The sequence below is a fragment of the Gemmatimonadota bacterium genome, from assembly GCA_022560615.1.
GTDB lineage: Bacteria > Gemmatimonadota > Gemmatimonadetes > Longimicrobiales > Gaopeijiaceae > UBA1138.
The window spans coordinates 1-16,575 of sequence record JADFSR010000030.1; the positions used below are offsets into that span (position 1 = coordinate 1).

11 protein-coding genes are annotated in these 16,575 nt (G+C 64.5%); 7 read left to right on the forward strand and 4 right to left on the reverse strand.

Features of this window, described 5'->3' with window-relative positions; translation table 11 throughout:
• The first annotated feature begins 606 nt into the window (after nt 1-606).
• Entirely contained in the window at nt 607-1,392 is a 786-nt protein-coding gene (locus tag IIB36_14975) for a PEP-CTERM sorting domain-containing protein (GenBank protein MCH7533040.1), read from the forward strand.
• A gap of 45 nt (nt 1,393-1,437) precedes the next feature.
• Here IIB36_14975 and IIB36_14980 read toward each other — a convergent pair whose 3' ends face one another.
• The 4 genes from IIB36_14980 to IIB36_14995 all read right to left on the reverse strand — a co-directional run bounded on the left by IIB36_14980 (nt 1,438) and on the right by IIB36_14995 (nt 8,633).
• Complete coding sequence (locus tag IIB36_14980; GenBank protein ID MCH7533041.1) at nt 1,438-1,971, reverse strand: hypothetical protein; 534 nt, start codon at nt 1,969-1,971, stop codon at nt 1,438-1,440.
• Nucleotides 1,972-2,102: 131 nt separating this feature from the next.
• A complete protein-coding gene (locus IIB36_14985; GenBank protein ID MCH7533042.1) occupies nt 2,103-4,505 on the reverse strand; it encodes a S9 family peptidase in 2,403 nt (800 codons plus the stop codon).
• A 271-nt stretch (nt 4,506-4,776) separates the two neighbouring features.
• Complete coding sequence (locus IIB36_14990) at nt 4,777-6,483, reverse strand: NAD-binding protein (GenBank protein MCH7533043.1); 1,707 nt, start codon at nt 6,481-6,483, stop codon at nt 4,777-4,779.
• A 65-nt stretch (nt 6,484-6,548) separates the two neighbouring features.
• Entirely contained in the window at nt 6,549-8,633 is a 2,085-nt protein-coding gene (locus IIB36_14995; GenBank protein ID MCH7533044.1) for a PQQ-binding-like beta-propeller repeat protein, read from the reverse strand.
• Nucleotides 8,634-8,996: 363 nt separating this feature from the next.
• Here IIB36_14995 and IIB36_15000 point away from each other — a divergent pair, with 363 nt between their 5' ends.
• The 6 genes from IIB36_15000 to IIB36_15025 all read left to right on the forward strand — a co-directional run bounded on the left by IIB36_15000 (nt 8,997) and on the right by IIB36_15025 (nt 16,361).
• Nucleotides 8,997-10,124, forward strand: coding sequence for a hypothetical protein (locus tag IIB36_15000; GenBank protein MCH7533045.1), 1,128 nt, complete (start codon nt 8,997-8,999; stop codon nt 10,122-10,124).
• Between the two features lie 77 nt (nt 10,125-10,201).
• Nucleotides 10,202-12,217, forward strand: a complete 2,016-nt coding sequence (locus IIB36_15005; protein MCH7533046.1) for an NAD(P)-binding protein — start codon at nt 10,202-10,204, stop codon at nt 12,215-12,217.
• A gap of 8 nt (nt 12,218-12,225) precedes the next feature.
• Nucleotides 12,226-12,948 (forward strand): spermidine synthase, encoded by a 723-nt coding sequence (locus IIB36_15010; GenBank protein MCH7533047.1) that lies wholly within the window; start codon nt 12,226-12,228, stop codon nt 12,946-12,948.
• A gap of 80 nt (nt 12,949-13,028) precedes the next feature.
• A complete protein-coding gene (locus IIB36_15015; protein ID MCH7533048.1) occupies nt 13,029-13,997 on the forward strand; it encodes a hypothetical protein in 969 nt (322 codons plus the stop codon).
• Between the two features lie 54 nt (nt 13,998-14,051).
• A complete protein-coding gene (locus IIB36_15020; protein MCH7533049.1) occupies nt 14,052-15,005 on the forward strand; it encodes an integron integrase in 954 nt (317 codons plus the stop codon).
• Between the two features lie 183 nt (nt 15,006-15,188).
• Nucleotides 15,189-16,361, forward strand: a complete 1,173-nt coding sequence (locus IIB36_15025; protein ID MCH7533050.1) for a cyanophycinase — start codon at nt 15,189-15,191, stop codon at nt 16,359-16,361.
• The last annotated feature ends 214 nt before the right edge of the window (nt 16,362-16,575 follow it).

Consider the following 16,575-nt stretch of genomic DNA (forward strand, 5'->3'; position numbering starts at 1 on the left):
GTTGTCGCGCTTCGGCCTGGGGGCGGACGATAGGCCGCTGCTGGCCAGTTCCCGCCGACAGAGTAAAGAGTAAACGATGTGTGGAATCATAGGGACATAGGTCAGCGAGAGGCGATGCCCATCCTTGTCGACGGCCTGCGCCGACTCGAGGTTCTGTCGGCGAGGCATGTCCCGCAGGAACTCGTACACCGACGATGTCGGAAATATCATGAAGTGCAACTCGATCAGGTTGTCGAACCGCGATTGCCTCCACAACCACCGCACTCCTCCGCAACGGCTGTTTTGTTTGGTGCGCCGCCATCTAGCCCCATGAGGCCGAGGGACAACATACCGAGACCCGGCGTCCCCAAGGGGTGTTGCCACGATGCGCCGAGCGACCGGCTACCATGCCGCGCACGCCAATTGTCGGCTGACGCCTCCTGCGTCCCACATTTGTTGCATCGGGACATCGCTTTCGGCATCATATGAACAGTGATAACTCCCTGTATGACAACGGCTTATCATTGTTTGTCCAGGACGTTAAAACGGGTATGAATATTGCTAAAGTTATGGTCAGTGAGTCTGTATAGTGTGTCGTTTTTATCCAGTGGTGGTGGAGGTCAGACAATGGCAGTGAAGTCCGGAAGAATCCTGGCGGTGGCAGCGGTCATGACCGTTCTTGGAACAACGCAGGCGTGGGCCGACCCGGTGCCGTTTGTGACGTTCCGCGAGTATTGCACTACCGGCGCAATCAGGGCTTGCGCGAGCTTGGAAGTGTACACGCTCTTCGACGTGGCCACCGGGAAGACCTTGGTTCGGGTTCGCGTCGCGAACCTTCAGGGTTGGCACCCCGATGCGACGGTGGCGGCGGCGTTGTACGAGATCGAGCTCACAAAGGGCCGAACCGATCTCGACGACCCGGACCCCACAGAATTCATGGTGGCCGCGATTGACGGGGCAGGGAATGTCAACGATGCGGGCTCGCAGTGGGAGATCAGGCCAAAGGGTCACGAAATCGAGTTCAGGCTGACCGGCCGCGATAACGCGTCATCGGTGCGGGACAACCCCGAGGGAGCGCTATTCGGTTGTGATGTATCGGACCTGAACCCCAGCTCTTATTTCACGACCTGCGGCGGCGGTTGGATAGAGTTCTCGTTTGTGACTGAATACGAGTGGGACGAGAATATTTCGCTGGGGCTCGAGTGGGAAGTCGTGATGGACGGTAAGTATTACCAATGCGACACCGACGACGGTCCGGGCCAAAGCGACTACTGCATTTCGGTCCCGAATCCGGTCCCGTCGACCGTCAGTCCTGAGCCCGCGACGGTAATTCTGCTCGCTTCCGGACTGTTGGGACTCGGGGGTGTCGGGATGATTCGCCGACGGCGGGGTCTTACCGTCGAAAGCGAGTAGTCGGCCCGCCACTGGGGCCACCAGAAAAGAAGGGCTCCGGCAAGGTCACAGCCGCGTCTTGCGCCATAGATACGCCGAGAGCCAGCCGTAGAAGGCCATATAGACGGTGGCGAATACTACGGCCTTGGCGATGGCCTTCTTGATTATGGGTACGATGGCGGGGGCGACTCCTCCCAATGCGACCGCTACGTCCAACAGATAGATGGCGAAGATTCCTACGAGACCCAGCGTGATCAACGCAAAGAGCCCGGAAAGCACGCGGGTCGCCAATCGCCACCCCAGGCCCATGACAGCGACCGCCAATGTTACCAGACCGATGGTACCGAGTGGCATTCCGTCGTAATGAGCACTGATCGTCCCAAATTCCCACTCGGGGTTACCAAAATTCAACGGATACCAGAGGAGGGCCAGGTCAGTCCATCCGATCACGGCTATGGTAACACCCAGCCCGGCGAGGATCATCCAGAGCGTCGATGGCTCCGCCTCGAACCGAGCTGCCCGATGCTTGCTGTCGGCGAGGAGAATCTGCTTCCCTTGTCCACTCTGAGATGGGCTGTTCTTCAGGCTCGGTGCGGTCATGATCCATGGCCTCGTCGTTGAACAGGGGCGAGCGGCCGGATATGGTCGCTGGTCGAGTCCGGCGCACGTAGGCAGTATCGCGCCGGGGAGAGGCAAGAATCAAGCCCGCCACACGGCTGGCCGACTTTGGCCTAGAACGTGATCTTCCTCCCCGGCTTCACGTACGTGTCGAACCACTCGATCATCTCGGCAAGCGTGTGCAGGACCGACTCGCGACCGCGGTAGCCGTGAGACTCGTTCGGGAGCATCACGAGTCGGACGGTCGCTCCGTGCCCCTTGAGCGCGTGGTACATGCGCTCGGACTGGATCGGAAACGTGCCTGAGTTGTTGTCCGCGGTGCCGTGGATGAGGAGCAGCGGCTCGTTGATCTTGTCCGCGTTCATGAAGGGCGACATCTCGAAGTAGAGCTCGGGCGCCTCCCAGAAAGTGCGCTGCTCGCTCTGGAATCCAAACGGAGTGAGGGACCGGTTGTACGCACCGCTGCGAGCGATGCCGGCAGCGAACAGGTCGGAGTGCGCGAGCATGTTGGCGGTCATGAAGGCGCCGTAGCTGTGCCCACCGATGCCGATGCGATCGGCTTCGGAGATGCCGAGATCCACGAGCACATCGACGGCCGCTTGGCCGCCGGCCACGAGCTGTTCGACGTAGCTGTCGTTCGCCTCGTCCCCCCCGACGATCGGGATCGCGGCACCGTCCAGTACGGCGTAACCCTGCGTGAGGAAGAACAGGTGCGAGTAGCCGCTGATGCGCGTAAACCGGTACGGTGAGCCGCGCACCTGCCCCGCGAGGTCGTCGGTCTGGTACTCGCGCGGGTACGCCCACACGACGGACGGGACCTTGTCACCCTCTTCGTACCCGGGCGGCAAGTAGAGCGTGGCCGAGAGTTGCACGCCGTCCTCGCGCTCGTACGTAATGAAGCGCTTCTCCACCTCGCTGAGCTGGGGGTGCGGGTTCGCGAACGCCGTGATCTGGTCCCCGTTCCCAGTGCGTGTGTCGCGGATGAAGTAGTTCGGAAAGTCGCTCGTCGTCTCGTAGCGCGTGAGAATCCTGCGGCCTTCGTTGTCGAGCATCTCGATGATCGCCTCGTACGTCCCCGCGGCCGCCTGCCAAAGCCGCTCGGTCACCTTCGTGCGCACGTTGAAGCGATCGAGGAAGGGCCTGTCCCCGTCGTCCGAGCCACCTGGCCCGGACAGGAAGACCCAGTCACCGTCCTGGATCATCCGATAATCGCCCTGCGCGTCGGGCGCCATCATCGGTGTGCCCGGGTCGTTGTACCGATCCTCGGTGTTGACCTCGAACATGAGCTCGGGCTCGGAGCCGCCGGCCAGATCGATCCTCCACGTGCGCCGTGTGCGGCTGGGGCGTTCGGACTCGGTCAGGAACGCCATCGTCCCCTGGCCCCGTCGGAGCCCGGAATAGCGGAGGGTGGTGCGAGCGATTTCGGTGCCCGCCCCCGCGAAGGGAGCCTCGAGCCTCATCAGCTTGTCCCGCTCCGGAGCCGGCGCCCGCGTGTTGCCGCCGTCGAGCGCTTCGACGTAAACGACCGTATGCCGCTCTCCGTCCAGCCACCCGAAGTTGCGACGACCGGTTTGCACACCGCCGATCGGCACGGTCTCCCGCAGCGGCACGTCGGCGAGCGTGGCGACCACGTTTCCCTCCCCATCCCAGACCTCGACATCCATGGGGAAGGAGCGATCGGTGACCAGGTAGCTGAAGGGCTTCTTCCTGTGCTCGGCGAGGAAGTAGTCTCCGCTGGGGGACGCCACGAGCCCCGCATAGTTGCCCGAGACCCCGATCGGGCTCGTCGCACCGGTCTGGACATCCACCAGAATCGGCTGAGACGCCATGTAGTAGTCGTACAGCGCGATGTCGTGCTGGTCCTTGAGCAGGTCCTGATAGGTCCGAACCACCGCGACGACACCCAGGTTCTGCTGCATCACCGGAGCCGCAGGCACGGCGGGCTTCTCGGGCGCGCTTCCACGTCCGTCGATCACCTGATGACAGAGCAGGTGCTCCGAGTCCGGCATCCACTGACAAGCGCCGCCGCGCGCGGTGTTGAGGACCGGGCCCGGAATCCGCTCGGCCGTGGCGGCCTGGACGTCCCCGATCCAGAGCTCGACGCCGGAGTCGCTGTCCCTGGTCACAAAGAAGCGGGCGCCGTCGGGCGAGAAGCCCGGGGAGCTCCAGCCGTCCTCATGGGGCAGGTCGATCGCGCGCTCGCTCCCGTCCGACACTCGCATCACCGAGAAACCTGTGACCAGACTGGGGTTGAAGCGGCCGTTGGTCGCCGGGTTGATGCGCCGGCCACCGATGCGCAGCATCGGCTGGGACATGTCGGCCAGCGACGGCATGTTCTTGCGGTGCGTGAGGATCAGCCACTCGTTGTCAGGGCTCACACTCACCGACGGAGCGCCCGGTGCATCGAGGATCTCGACGACCTCCGGCGGCGGCAGACGGTAACCGTCCTGGGCAGCCAGAGGCGCAGCGACGAACGACGCGAACAGCAGGAACGCAAACAGACGACAGCGGCTCATGGTATCCCCCCGGGTCCGACGATCTGTGACCGACGTCAGTGTCCTGTGACTGGGCCGGACGGACATGATCGAGGACAAATCGCTGGGAGGCAATCCCCTACTCGGTTCTGAAGCTGCCGTCCCCTTCTTGTTCTTCGTCATCCGAGGTCACCGCGAAGTACGGCGCCGACGGCGTCCACATGGTCCGACCAACGCCGTGCCTGAGACTCGAGGCGCAGCGGCCGATCTTCCCACCCGGCCTCTCCCCCTGACTGCCGCCCTCGCCCTGTGGCTAGTCGTAGACGGAGCTAAAGCGCTCCTGCTGCTCCGCGCTGCCCAGGGCGACGAGCGTCGAGCCCTCAACCAGCCGCTGGTTGGGCGTCAGATTCGTGACGATATGCCCGTCCTTCTGGACGCCGATCACGTTCAGGCCGGTGCGCGCGCCGATCCCCGCCTCGGCGAGCGTCTTGTCCGCGAGCGACGGAGGGAGCGGCATGTAGAAGAGATCAACGCCCTCGCCCAGCACGACGAGCTCCCGTCCCTGCACGATCGAGTACACCGTCTGCACGCCTAAGGACGCGTAGCTCAAGACGAAGTCGGCGCCTGCGCGCTGGATGGCCTCGACGTTCCGCTGGTGCGTGACCCGGGTGATGATGCGCGCGTTGGGATTGAGCCGCCGGCAGTACACGGTCAGGTAGACGTTCATCGCATCGTCGTGCGTCGTGAGCAGGACGCACGGTGTCTCGGCGATCCCCGCTTCGTCGAGTAGGCGCCGGTCGGCGGCGTCGCCCAGAAACAACCGGTCCGGAATGCTCGCGATCCGCGGCTCCAGTTCCGGGTTGCGCTCCACCATATGCACGGGGATCTCCCGCCGTTTGAGGGCCGCAGCGGCGGCGCGCCCCACCTTGCCGCCGCCGACGATGAGCACCGGATTCGGATTGGGGTCGTAGATGACGAGCACTTCGTCCAGCTCCGAGATCTGCTCGGGTGTGCCGATCACGACCGGCACGCAGAGCGGTGAGAGCTCGAGATCCGGTCGCGAGGGCAGGAACCGCCCACCCTCCCATACGCCCACGATCGTGGCCCCGGTAAACTCGCGCAACCGTGTGTCGCGGATGGTCTGGCCCTGGAACGGCGTGTTGTGCACCGGGAACTCGGCGAGCAGCAGGTGATGGAACTTGCCGATCACGTTGGCTCGCGACGTCCCCGCGCTCACCCGGTTGGCGAGGTGCTCGCCGAGTTGGTGGATCAGCGGCAGCACGTGCGTGGCGCCGCTGAGCTCCAGCACGTCGATCGAGTCTTCCGCTTCGGCCAGCGCGACGATGGGCACCGAATCGGACAGCTCGCGCACGGTGAGGACGATGTTGGAGTTGATCGTGTCCGATGCGTTGGCCAGGACGAGGCGAGCCCGTGCCGCTCCGGCGGCTCGGTAGGTCTCGACGGAGTCGATCTCGCCAGTGACAACCGGCACGCCGACATCTTGCAAGTGCATCGCAAGGTCGGCGTCGGGCTCAATCACATAGACGGGCTCGTCCGCTAGTTGAAGGCGGCGGATGAGCCCGGGCGCAATGGGATCGTTGACGCAGATCAGCACGTGACCCGCGACGCCTTCCGGCACGGACTGGAGCTCGCGGATGCGGCGGCGGCTCCGCTGCTCGAGCCACGGGGCGTACACAACTCGGATGAAGAGGAACGGGAGGATGATGAGGAGCAGCACCATGCCGGTCAGCAGCACGAGGGTGCTGAACACACGGCCCAGGTCGCTCTCGAACGTGATATCACCGAAGCCGAGCGTGCTCATCACGGTGAGCGCCCAATAGACTCCCGTGAACCACGAGTGGTCCTGACCCTCCCGCGCCATGATCGCGTGGAACAGCCAAGCGTAGAGCGAAACGACCGCGACGAGGAGGACCACGTACTTTACGAACGGCGCGAGCTGCCGGCGCAGTTTGATTTCCCCCGCGAGCAGCGTGGCCAGATGGGAGCCGATGGTCTTCATGCAGATACGTTAATACGTGCTGGAAGCGTACGGTGGTGACCGCTGGGCCAGCTACCCACGGCGCGCTAGCCCCGCGGCAATCCCAGCGCCGCCAGCCCATCCGCGAGTTGGATGATTACGTACTGCCGCCCCTCATGCACCCAACTCGACATACCGTAGCGGGTGAAGCCAGGCAGTTCGAGCTCACCGACTCGCTCGCCGCTGGCCTTGTCGATGGCGAACAGAGTCGGCGTCCCGTCACTGGTCTGGCCTGAAGCCAACAGCAGCGTCGCCGTTGCAACCATGGCAGCGTGCCCGCTCCTGCCCTGGTTGGTCGGGACGCCAGCGACACCCTGAAGCAGCGGGTGATTCCGGATCAACTCCTGCTCGTCGTCCGGCGCATCACCGTTGGGGATGATCCAGAGGTACTCACCCGTGTTCAGATCGATCGCGCTGATCCGCCCGACGGGTCCCTTCCAGATCGAAAGCCCATCGATCCTGGCGGCCTCGAACCAACGTCGACCCCCTCCTCCCTGACCCTGGGCATTGGACCAGTCGGAGTGGGTCACGCCCGTCTGCTCGGGGCCGTCCAACGGGGACTCGACGCCGGGGGCGACCTGCAGCGGACCGCAGGCACTGTGTGACGAGATGAAGATCACGCCCGCCACCGGGTCAGCCACCGGCGCACCCGTGATGTTCACGCCGCCGGTGCCTCCCGGACAAATCATCCCGGGCCCCGCCGGATCGCCCACGTGCGTCGGCGGATTGAACATGGGTACGAACAGGTTGTTGTTTCGCGCGACTTCCAGCGCCCTCTGATAGATCTCGGGCGTGTAGTCGATGAGGTGGTCCTCGTTACGACCCTGGAGGTCGAAGGCAGCCGGCTTGGTCGGGAACGGCTGGGTGGGAGCCGACTGCTCGCCCGGCACCCTCGATTGCGGCACCGGCCGCTCCTCGATCGGCCAGATCGGCTCGCCCGTCTCCCTGTTCAGCGCGTAGAGGAACGCCTGCTTGGTGGCCTGGAACACGCCCGGGATCTCTTCGCCATCGACCGTTACGTCCATCAAGATCGGCGCGGCGGAGGTGTCGTAGTTCCAGATGTCGTGATGCACGAGCTGGAAGTGCCACGCTCGTTCACCGGTCGCGACGTCGAGCGCGATGATGCTCGTGCTGTAGAGGTTGTCCCCTGGATGGAAGCCGCCGTAGTAGTCGATGGTGACGGTGTTCGTCGGGATGTAGACGAGGCCGAGCTCCGGATCGGCGGCCATCGGCGCCCACGACGATACATCGCCCGTCCACTCCCACGCGTCGTTCTCCCACGTCTCGTGCCCGAACTCTCCGGGGCGCGGGACGACGTGGAACTTCCACAGGTATTCTCCGGTGCGAGCGTCGTACCCCATGATGTCGCCCGGCACCATCTCCTGACGCGTCTGGAGGTAACCCTGCTCGGCGGAGTTCCCGACGACCACCACGTCGTTGACCACGATGGGTGGCGACGAAGCAGTGATGAAGCCGATCTCGATCGGCATCCCCTGGTAGGGATCGTAGGGTTGGTTCAGCTTCTCCCACGGGCCCCAGTCTCGGATCAGATCCTCCACGAGGTCCACGGTGCCACCCGGGAACCCTTCGATCGGAACGGGCCTGCCCCAGCCCTCGAGCGGCCGACCGGTCTCGACGTCCAACGCATGCAGGAAGAAACCGGGGCTCGTGATATATACGACGCCTCTTCCGTCGATCTCGCCGTACGCTATTCCCTTCCCGTACGGAGATCGCATCGAGTATTCGGAGCGAAACGTGGTCGGCGGAACCCAACTCCAGAGCAGCTCCCCGGTCGCTGGATCGAGCGCGATCACGTTTCGATTGTAGCCGGTGACGGTGATCAGCTTGCCATCGACATACGTCGGCGTCGCGCGGGGCGTGCTCGGACCGAAGCTTGCTGCCTGGAACTGCCAGAGCACCTCGAGGTCCTCGAAATTCGATGCGTCGATTTGGGTCGCCGGGCTATAGCGCGTGTGCCACGCGTCCCCACCGAGGAAAGTCCACTGCCCGTTCTCGGTCCCCGGTCCCTGTGCCATCGCCCCCGTCGGTGCGGCAAACAACGAGCCGAGCGCCACGGTGAGCCAGGTGGAGGGGGACAGACGCTGAAACCGCCAGCACTTGCCGTTCGTCATGATCTTCGCTCCCGCGTTCGACCCGCTTGACTGCGGGCCACCGCACCCATCGTGATCTCTCGGTGCGCAGCGCGCAATCATGACACGAAATCAGACTCTCGGCGAGATGGAGCATCTCGTGCTTCTGGTCATCGTCCGGTTGGGTGACGAGGCCTACGGCATGCGCACCTCAGAAGAGTTGACGGAGCGAACGGGTCGCGACGTGGCAATCGGGTCCGTATCGTTCTTGCCGAGTGTACGATCACCGAGCTGGGGAAGCGGTGACCCTACCCGCGAAATCGCATACGTTTGCGTAGGATTCTCGGCTGAGGAGCCGCGCACCGTCAGGACATCACGAGACCAACATCACCAAGGCAGTCTGTCATGCGTACGCCCATCCGTGTCCTTCGTCTTGTCGCCTCGCTGGTTCTGCTGGCCGGGCCCGCTGCGGCTCAAGATCTCGGGCCCACGGGACCGAACCCGTACGACATCGTCGAGGGCTGGCCGACGCGGTTCGCGTCCGAGGGGTTCGCGTGGGGTGGAAACTCGGGGGTCTACGCCGAGTCCCCGGACCGGATCATCGTGCTCCAGCGGGGCGAGACCCGGCTACCCGACCCCGTTCCGGATGGCTTCGAGGGTTTTGTGGGCTCGATCGGAATCAATGCGCTCAGCGGCGAGGGCCGGACGTGGCAGAACTGCATCTACGTGGTCGACGGCGACGGCAACATCCTCGACGTCTGGGACCAGTGGGATTACCTGTTCGCAGGGACGGATGGACCCGGACCGCACAGGATTCGGGTCAGTCCGTACGACCCCGAGCGCCGCGTGTGGGTGATCCACGAGACCGGGCACCAGATTTTCGTGTTCTCGAACGATGGGCGGGAGCTCCTGATGACGCTCGGTGAGAAGAACGTCGCTGGTCAGGACGAGACCCACTTCGGCAAACCGCAGGACGTGGCGTTCCTTCCCGATGGCCGGATCCTGGTCGCCGACGGTTTCGACAACGGGCGCGTGATGGTCCTCGATTCCGATGGAAAGTACTTGACCGAGTTCGGCGAGAGAGGAGACGCGCTCGGTCAATTCAACGTCGTGCACGGAATCGCTGTCGGACCCGACGGCTCGATCTTCGTCGTCGACCGCGACAACAGCCGCGTCCAGGTGTTCCGCCAGTCCGACGAAGCCGCGGACTGGTACCATCCGGAGTTCGCGCCGGTCGCGGAGTGGACCGGGTTCGGGCTGCCGCTCGACATCATCGTCAGCGGCGACCGCGTCTGGGTAACCGACCTCCGCCCGGCGAAGATCGTCCAGCTCGACCTGGACGGGAATCGGCAGTACTCGTTCAACCTTCCGACGGAAGGACCACACCGATACCTCGAGATGCACTCGTTCGCCGTGGATTCCGACGGCAACCTCTACGGCGCGGACAACCAGCACGCGCGTATACAAAAGTTCGTGCCGAAGCCGGGTATCGACCGGAGCTTGTTGGTGGGGCAGCCGTACGTGCGGCGTTGAGCTGGGCTTCATCGAGCGTCGGTATGGGACCGCCCAAAGGGACCGCCCTAAAGGCACACGCGCGCGGGGGGACAACGATGTCGGAAGGCAATGACCGCGACCTGGGAATGGGCCAGGGTATTACCCGCCGCGATTTCCTCAACGGGGTCGCCGTGACCGTCGGCGGTTCGATGTTGCCCTCGCGGTGGCTCGAAGAGCAGGCCGGACCCCGGCTTGGATACGGCTGGCCTCAGGAGACGTATTACCCACCGGCGGCGACGGGCTTGCGGGGCAGCCACGCGGGCTCGTTCGAGGTCGCGCACGGCTTCCGCGACGGACGCACCTGGACCGGAGAGGATTCGGGCGAACGCTACGATATGGTCGTCGTGGGCGGGGGGCTGAGCGGGCTGTCCGCGGGCTTCTTCTTCCACGACAGCGCCGGGCCGGGATCTCGCGTTCTGATCCTCGACAACCACGACGACTTCGGAGGCCACGCCAAGCGCAACGAGTTCTCGTACGGGGGTCGCACGCTGTTGCTCAACGGCGGCACCTCGAACCTCGAGGCCACCCATCATTACTCGACCGTCGCCCGCACCTTACTGGCCGCAGTCGGACTGGATCTCGAGCGGGCAGAGGCGGCCGACGCCACGAGTCGAAGCTTTTACAGATCGTTGGGCCTGACGGGAAGCACGTTTTTCAGCCAAGAGGTCTTCGGGGACGATCGACTGGTGACCGGCTCGGCAGGCGGTTTCGCTTCGGACTCCGCCCGACGTGGTTGGCGAGAGTGGCTCGCGCAAACTCCGTTGTCCGACGGTGCGCAGCGAGACATCGTGAGGCTTCAGGAGGCCGGTGCACTGGCGGACGGCTGGTCAGGGCTCTCGGACGGAGAGCGGAAAATGAGGCTCGCGAAAATGAGCTACGCGACCTTCCTGCTCGACCACGGCCGGGTGCGGCCGGAGGCCCTGTTGCTCTACGACGACCGGCCGAAAGGCCTCTTCTGTGTCGGTATCGACGCGCTACCCGCGCTCTTCGCCTGGGCGATGGGTTATCCGGGATTCCAGCAGCTCGGCCTGCGGCCCTTCTCTCGGGTCGGGCCGCTCACGCACATCGGCGGAGGACAGCACGGTCGCGAACGGCAGTTCAGCGGTGGACCGACGATCGAGCTTCCCGACGGCAACGCGACGCTCGCTCGCCTCCTCGTGCGGGCGATGATTCCCGACGCGCTTCCAGGGTCGACGCTGGAGGACTCGATCATGGCTCGCCTCGACTATTCACGTCTCGACCGCGCGGGCTCGTCCGTGCGTATCAGGCTCAACAGCACCGTGGTCCGAGTGCGGCATCGGGGGCGCCCGGAGAATGCGTCGGAGGTCGAGATCACGTACGTGGGGCAGGACGGGAGCGCGAGGACCGTTCGCGCGAACCACGTCGTCATGGCGTGCCACAACGACATGATCCCCTATATCTGTCCTGAGATGTCTCCCGAGCAAAAAGCCGCGCTCGGTTATGGCGAGCGCATGCCGATCGTGTACACCAACGTCCTGATCCGCAACTGGACCGCGTTCGCGGATCTCGGGATCCGGAGCGTTACCTGCCCTGGCATGTATCACTCGAACTTCAGCCTGGGGCGCGCCATGGAGATCGGGGCGTACAACCCCCCACGGTCCCCGGAAGACCCGATGGTCCTCCACATGACGCGCACACCCTGTGCGCCCGGGTTCCCCAGGAAGGAGCAGCATCGGCGCGGTCGCCGCGACCTCCTGGAGACCACCTTCGAGACGTTCGAGCACAACATCAGGGACCAGATCGGGCGCGCTCTCTCCGGTGGAGGATTCGACCCCGCGCGGGACATCGCCGCGATCACGGTAAACCGCTGGCCGCACGGGTATGCCTACTCGTACGACACGCTCGACGACCCCATCGAGTGGGCGTTGTTCGAAGCGGACGACCGGCCATGCGTCATCGGCCGTCAACGTTTCGGCCGCATCTCGATCGCGAACTCCGACGCGGCCGCGACGCCCCACACGGACGCGGCGATCGATGAAGGATATCGCGCTGTCGGCGAGCAGCTCGTGGCAAGAAGTAAGGCTGGAGTCGCCGGGCTTCCTAGCATCTAGCAGTCCCGATGGTCCCCTCCAATCTCGAAATCCTCGCCTACGAGATGACGTCTCTCGGCGATCTATGCCTGCGCCGCCGGGAGCTCCTCTCCAGGCCCGGCACCGTGATCACCGAGATCACGCTCGATCACCAGCTGCTGATGAGCAGCTACAACACGGTATCCGAGCGCGCGCTGGCGGATGAAGCGCTCGCGCGCCACCCAGGGCACGACCTGTCCGTTCTCGTGTGCGGGCTGGGTCTCGGCTATACCGCGGCCGAGGTGCTACAGTCGGCGCGTGTACGGAGCGTCGAGGTGATCGAGCTCTTCGGGGCGGTCGTCGGTTTTCTGCGGGAAGGCCTGGTTCCGCTTTCCGCGGAGCTGCTCGCGGATCCGCGGTTCAGGGTCCGCGAAGGTGACGCCTACGCGACGCTCCGTGAACAGGCCGACGAACCCTGGGACCTCGTGCTCATCGACATCGACCACTCACCTGAGGATCATCTCGGGGGCGGCAACGAGTCGTTTTATACGGAGTCCGGGCTCGCCCGCGCGAAGCACCACTTGGCGCCGGGCGGAATCCTGGCCGTCTGGTCGTATGCGGAGAGCTCACCGTTCGTCGATGCACTGCGCGCCACGTTCGCAGTCGTCGAGATTGTGCCGGTGAGTTACGTGAACGACCTCGTCGACGAGCAGCATACGGACTGGCTCTTCCTCGCCCGAGACGAGCCGGCTACAAGCGGTGGCGTGACCTGATTGCCTTGCTGGCATGCGCTGCTCGCTCTACCGTGGCGGTCACCCATTGGGTCAGGCGGAGCTCTCCCGGGAGGAATGGAATGCGGTTCAGGCTCACGATCGGAATGGCGACTCTGGCACTCGTGGTCGGTCCGGTTTCCGGATACGCGCAGAGCGCGGAGCGGCTCAACCGGATGATCACCCTGCACCAGCAGAGCAAACCGGTGTTCGGGCTCTACGCGCCACGAGCGCGCACGGGACGCGGACGGGGCGGGGGGGCCGCCCCCACGGGCCCGGCGAAGACGCCCACGGAGCTCGCGAGCGAAACGCTTGCGTACGCCTCGAGCGATTTTGTCTTTGACGGGTCGATGGAGAGGGGTGTGGACCAGGCGCTCTCCGCATTCACGGGTTTCGTCGGCGCGATGCGGGCCGCTGGCGCCACCACGCGCTCGAACCCGCTCGTCGTAAAGATGCAGGAGATCGGCACCAACTATGACGGCGCACGAGAGGCGATCGCCAAGCAGCTCGACGCGGGCGTGAGCACGATCATGTTCGTGGGCGTCGAAAGCGCGGAGGAAGTCCGGCAAGGCCTCGCCGCGATGCGCTTCGCCTCGAACGGAGGGACTCGACCGGATCCGGTCGGTCAGGCACCTGCCTACTGGGGGGTGAGCGAAGCCGAGTATCGCCAGAAGGCCGACCTGTGGCCGCTGAACCCCGACGGCGAGCTGCTCAACTGGACGATCGTCGAGAGCCACGAGGGCCTGGAGCACGTCCGCGAGATCGCCGCCGTTGAAGGGATCGGTGTGCTCTGGCCCGGAGCCGGCACATTACGCGGGCTCTTCTCGACCACCGACGCCGCCGGTGAGCGGGTGCTCGACGCCGAAGGCTGGGAGAACGCGATCCAGACCGTCCTGGCCGCGTGTAAAGAATTCGACGTACTCTGCGGCTACCCAGCCAACGCGAGCGATATCGAGATGCGTATGGAGCAGGGCTTCAGCGTCTTCGTGATGGGTTGGGGTGAGGCAGGCTTCGCGACGGTCGATCTCGGGCGGAGGCTTTCCGGCCGATAGGTAAGGTCAGACAGACCTCGGGGTGAGTCAGGGAAGGCGCTAGGGCGTAGGCATCTGAGCAAGCGCACTGAGAAAACGTATGTGCGGTGGATTCGCCGCTACATGTCCTATCACGGCAGGACAGATCCCGCGGCGATGGGTAGCGAGGAGATCGACCAGTTCTTGTCCTACTTGGCCGAAGACCTCGAGCTGGGCGCCGACTCACAGAACCAGGCTGCGTCATCGATCGCGTTCCTGTACAGAGAGCTTTACGGGCGGGATTTGGCCGCGCGCGGTGGCATCACCCGGGCTAAGGAGCCCCACGTACTGCCCAGGTACGCACCCCCGGGGGACGTCGATCGTTTTCTGGCGGAGTTGCGAGGGCTGCCGCTCCTCGCGTCGATGATCATCTACGGCGCGGGGCCTCGGGTGAGCGAGGTCGTGGACATCCGTGTGAAGGACCTGAACCTGACACACAGGGAGTTGATGATCCGAGCGGGAAAGGGACAAAAAGATCGGATCACCGTTCTCCCGGACGCCGCCATCAGCTCAATCAGAGACCAGATCGAAGCCGTCGCCGACCAGCATGCGCTCGATCTGGAGGCCGGGCACGGCTGGGCCCACCTTCCGGGCGCCTTGCATCGGAAGGATCCCGAGGCCGGGTGGGATCTGGCATGGCAGTTCCTCCTTCCTTCCACGAAGCTCACCAAGGACGAAAAGACGAATCGATGGGGAAGGCGCCCCATCCACATCACGAGTATCCAACGCCCGATCAAGACCGCCTGGCGTCGGTCGGGCGTGGCTACTCCGATCACCGCGCACGTGCTCCGCCACTGCTTCGCTACTGAGATGGTTCGCACCGGTTGTGACGTGCGTACGCTTCAGCAGCTCATGGGTCACAACGATATCCGCACGACGATGCGGTATCTCCACTTCCTGCACCGACCCGGCCTGAACATCGAGAGCCCATTCGACCGACTCCCAAGCCAGCAGAGAAAACGGCTCGAGGGCGGATTGTCAGGTGGATGACCTTGCAACCCAATCGATTATCGCCGCCCCAGCCCCGTACCGAACGTCAGCACAGGCGCGGCTCCCCCGGACCCAGTTGCGCTCGAGCCGCCATATCTCCCATCCTGAAGCACAGGACGCAATCCAATCATTAGTTAGGTGGCCCTGGTAACGATCACCACGAGCTTGTCCGCAGAGACCATCATGCCCAAGTCGATCAGTGCTCCTCGTGTCCTTCTGGCCCTGATCGCGCTCCATGCGTGTACGACGGGGGCCATCCAGGATGGCGACGTGGGTCCTGGCGAGCCCGGTCGCTTGGTCATCATTGGAGGCGCGCTCCAAGCGGACAACGCGACCGTGTACCAGGCCATTGTGGAGGCTCGGGCGGGGGGCGGCCCGCTATGCGTGGTTCCGACTGCCAGCTCTGACCCCGAAGAGTCGATGGCCGGTGCGGTGCAGAGGTTGGCTGAGTACGCCGGAGTTGGTTCGGTAAAGGGTATCCTCATTTCGACTGAGGACCCCGCTCGGGCTCAGGATCCGTCCGTTGTCGCCGAACTGGCGGCCTGCTCCGGCTTCTACTTCACAGGCGGATCCCAAAGCCGAATCGTCGATGTATTCCTTCCGGCGGGGGATACCACGGAGGCGTATCGCGCGGTAAAGCAGCGGTGGCTGGAGGGTGCTGTTGTCGCGGGCTCCAGCGCCGGGGCGGCCATGATGAGCCGTGTGATGATCTCCGGCGGGAGCTCTGCTGAGGCCGTTTCCGACGGGGTCGCGGCTGATCAGGACGCTGACGGTGTCCAGATCCGCCAAGGCATGGGTTTCTTCGAGCCGTTGCTGGACCAGCATTTCCTGGCGCGAGGCCGGATCGGGCGACTCCTCATTTCTGTCATCCAGACGGACTTGCCCCAGGTCGGGTTCGGGATCGACGAGAACACGGCTCTCATCGTTGAGGGCGACTCCGCGGTAGTTGTCGGCGCTTCCGGCGTCATTGTGGTTGACGGCCGCACGGCGAGGCGGACCGCAGCGCACCGCGCGTCGGAGTTGACGGTGAGTCTGGCTGGGGCGGGGGATGTCATCGACCTGCGGACACTTGAGATAAGGGTGCGAAGCGACAAGAGGGCGGTGCCCATTGTTGACGCGTCCGTTGAGCTGCCTGAAGACCCGTTTGCACGATGGGCCTTCCTTCATTTGGTGGCGGGACTGGCTCGCAGCTCGGCTCGGGAGGCCACCTTCGACTTGTCGGACGCGACTCTACGGGTCGTCAAAGATGCTGGCTTCTCCGCGTCCATGGTGGAGTCCACCGGTGGGGTCGAGATGACTCCGATGGGCCTGTCGGCGGGGCCCTTCAGAGTGGACCTGCTGCCATCGGGTTCTTGACCCCCCCCGTTTGGGCCGTTTTCGGGTCAGAAACGCAGTAGCCCATCTGACAAGCGCGTCGTGGATCCTCTTTTAAGCGCCAAATGACGTAGGCATTGTCACCAGCCGCCGGGGCAAAGAAACCGCCCGCTGAGGATCACGCCCTGATCCTGATCCGAAGTAAGAACGCCGGGATGTCGGCCTCCGGTTTTCAGGGTCGTGCTTCGCTCGCTCC

Excerpts from the sequence above, each read along its gene's own strand:
- IIB36_14975 (MCH7533040.1), top strand. The coding sequence starts at position 607 with ATGGCAGTGAAGTCCGGAAGAATCCTGGCGGTGGCAGCGGTCATGACC.
- IIB36_14980 (MCH7533041.1), bottom strand. The coding sequence starts at position 1,971 with ATGACCGCACCGAGCCTGAAGAACAGCCCATCTCAGAGTGGACAAGGG.
- IIB36_14985 (MCH7533042.1), bottom strand. The coding sequence starts at position 4,505 with ATGAGCCGCTGTCGTCTGTTTGCGTTCCTGCTGTTCGCGTCGTTCGTC.
- IIB36_14990 (MCH7533043.1), bottom strand. The coding sequence starts at position 6,483 with ATGAAGACCATCGGCTCCCATCTGGCCACGCTGCTCGCGGGGGAAATC.
- IIB36_14995 (MCH7533044.1), bottom strand. The coding sequence starts at position 8,633 with ATGACGAACGGCAAGTGCTGGCGGTTTCAGCGTCTGTCCCCCTCCACC.
- IIB36_15000 (MCH7533045.1), top strand. The coding sequence starts at position 8,997 with ATGCGTACGCCCATCCGTGTCCTTCGTCTTGTCGCCTCGCTGGTTCTG.
- IIB36_15005 (MCH7533046.1), top strand. The coding sequence starts at position 10,202 with ATGTCGGAAGGCAATGACCGCGACCTGGGAATGGGCCAGGGTATTACC.
- IIB36_15010 (MCH7533047.1), top strand. The coding sequence starts at position 12,226 with ATGGTCCCCTCCAATCTCGAAATCCTCGCCTACGAGATGACGTCTCTC.
- IIB36_15015 (MCH7533048.1), top strand. The coding sequence starts at position 13,029 with ATGCGGTTCAGGCTCACGATCGGAATGGCGACTCTGGCACTCGTGGTC.
- IIB36_15025 (MCH7533050.1), top strand. The coding sequence starts at position 15,189 with ATGCCCAAGTCGATCAGTGCTCCTCGTGTCCTTCTGGCCCTGATCGCG.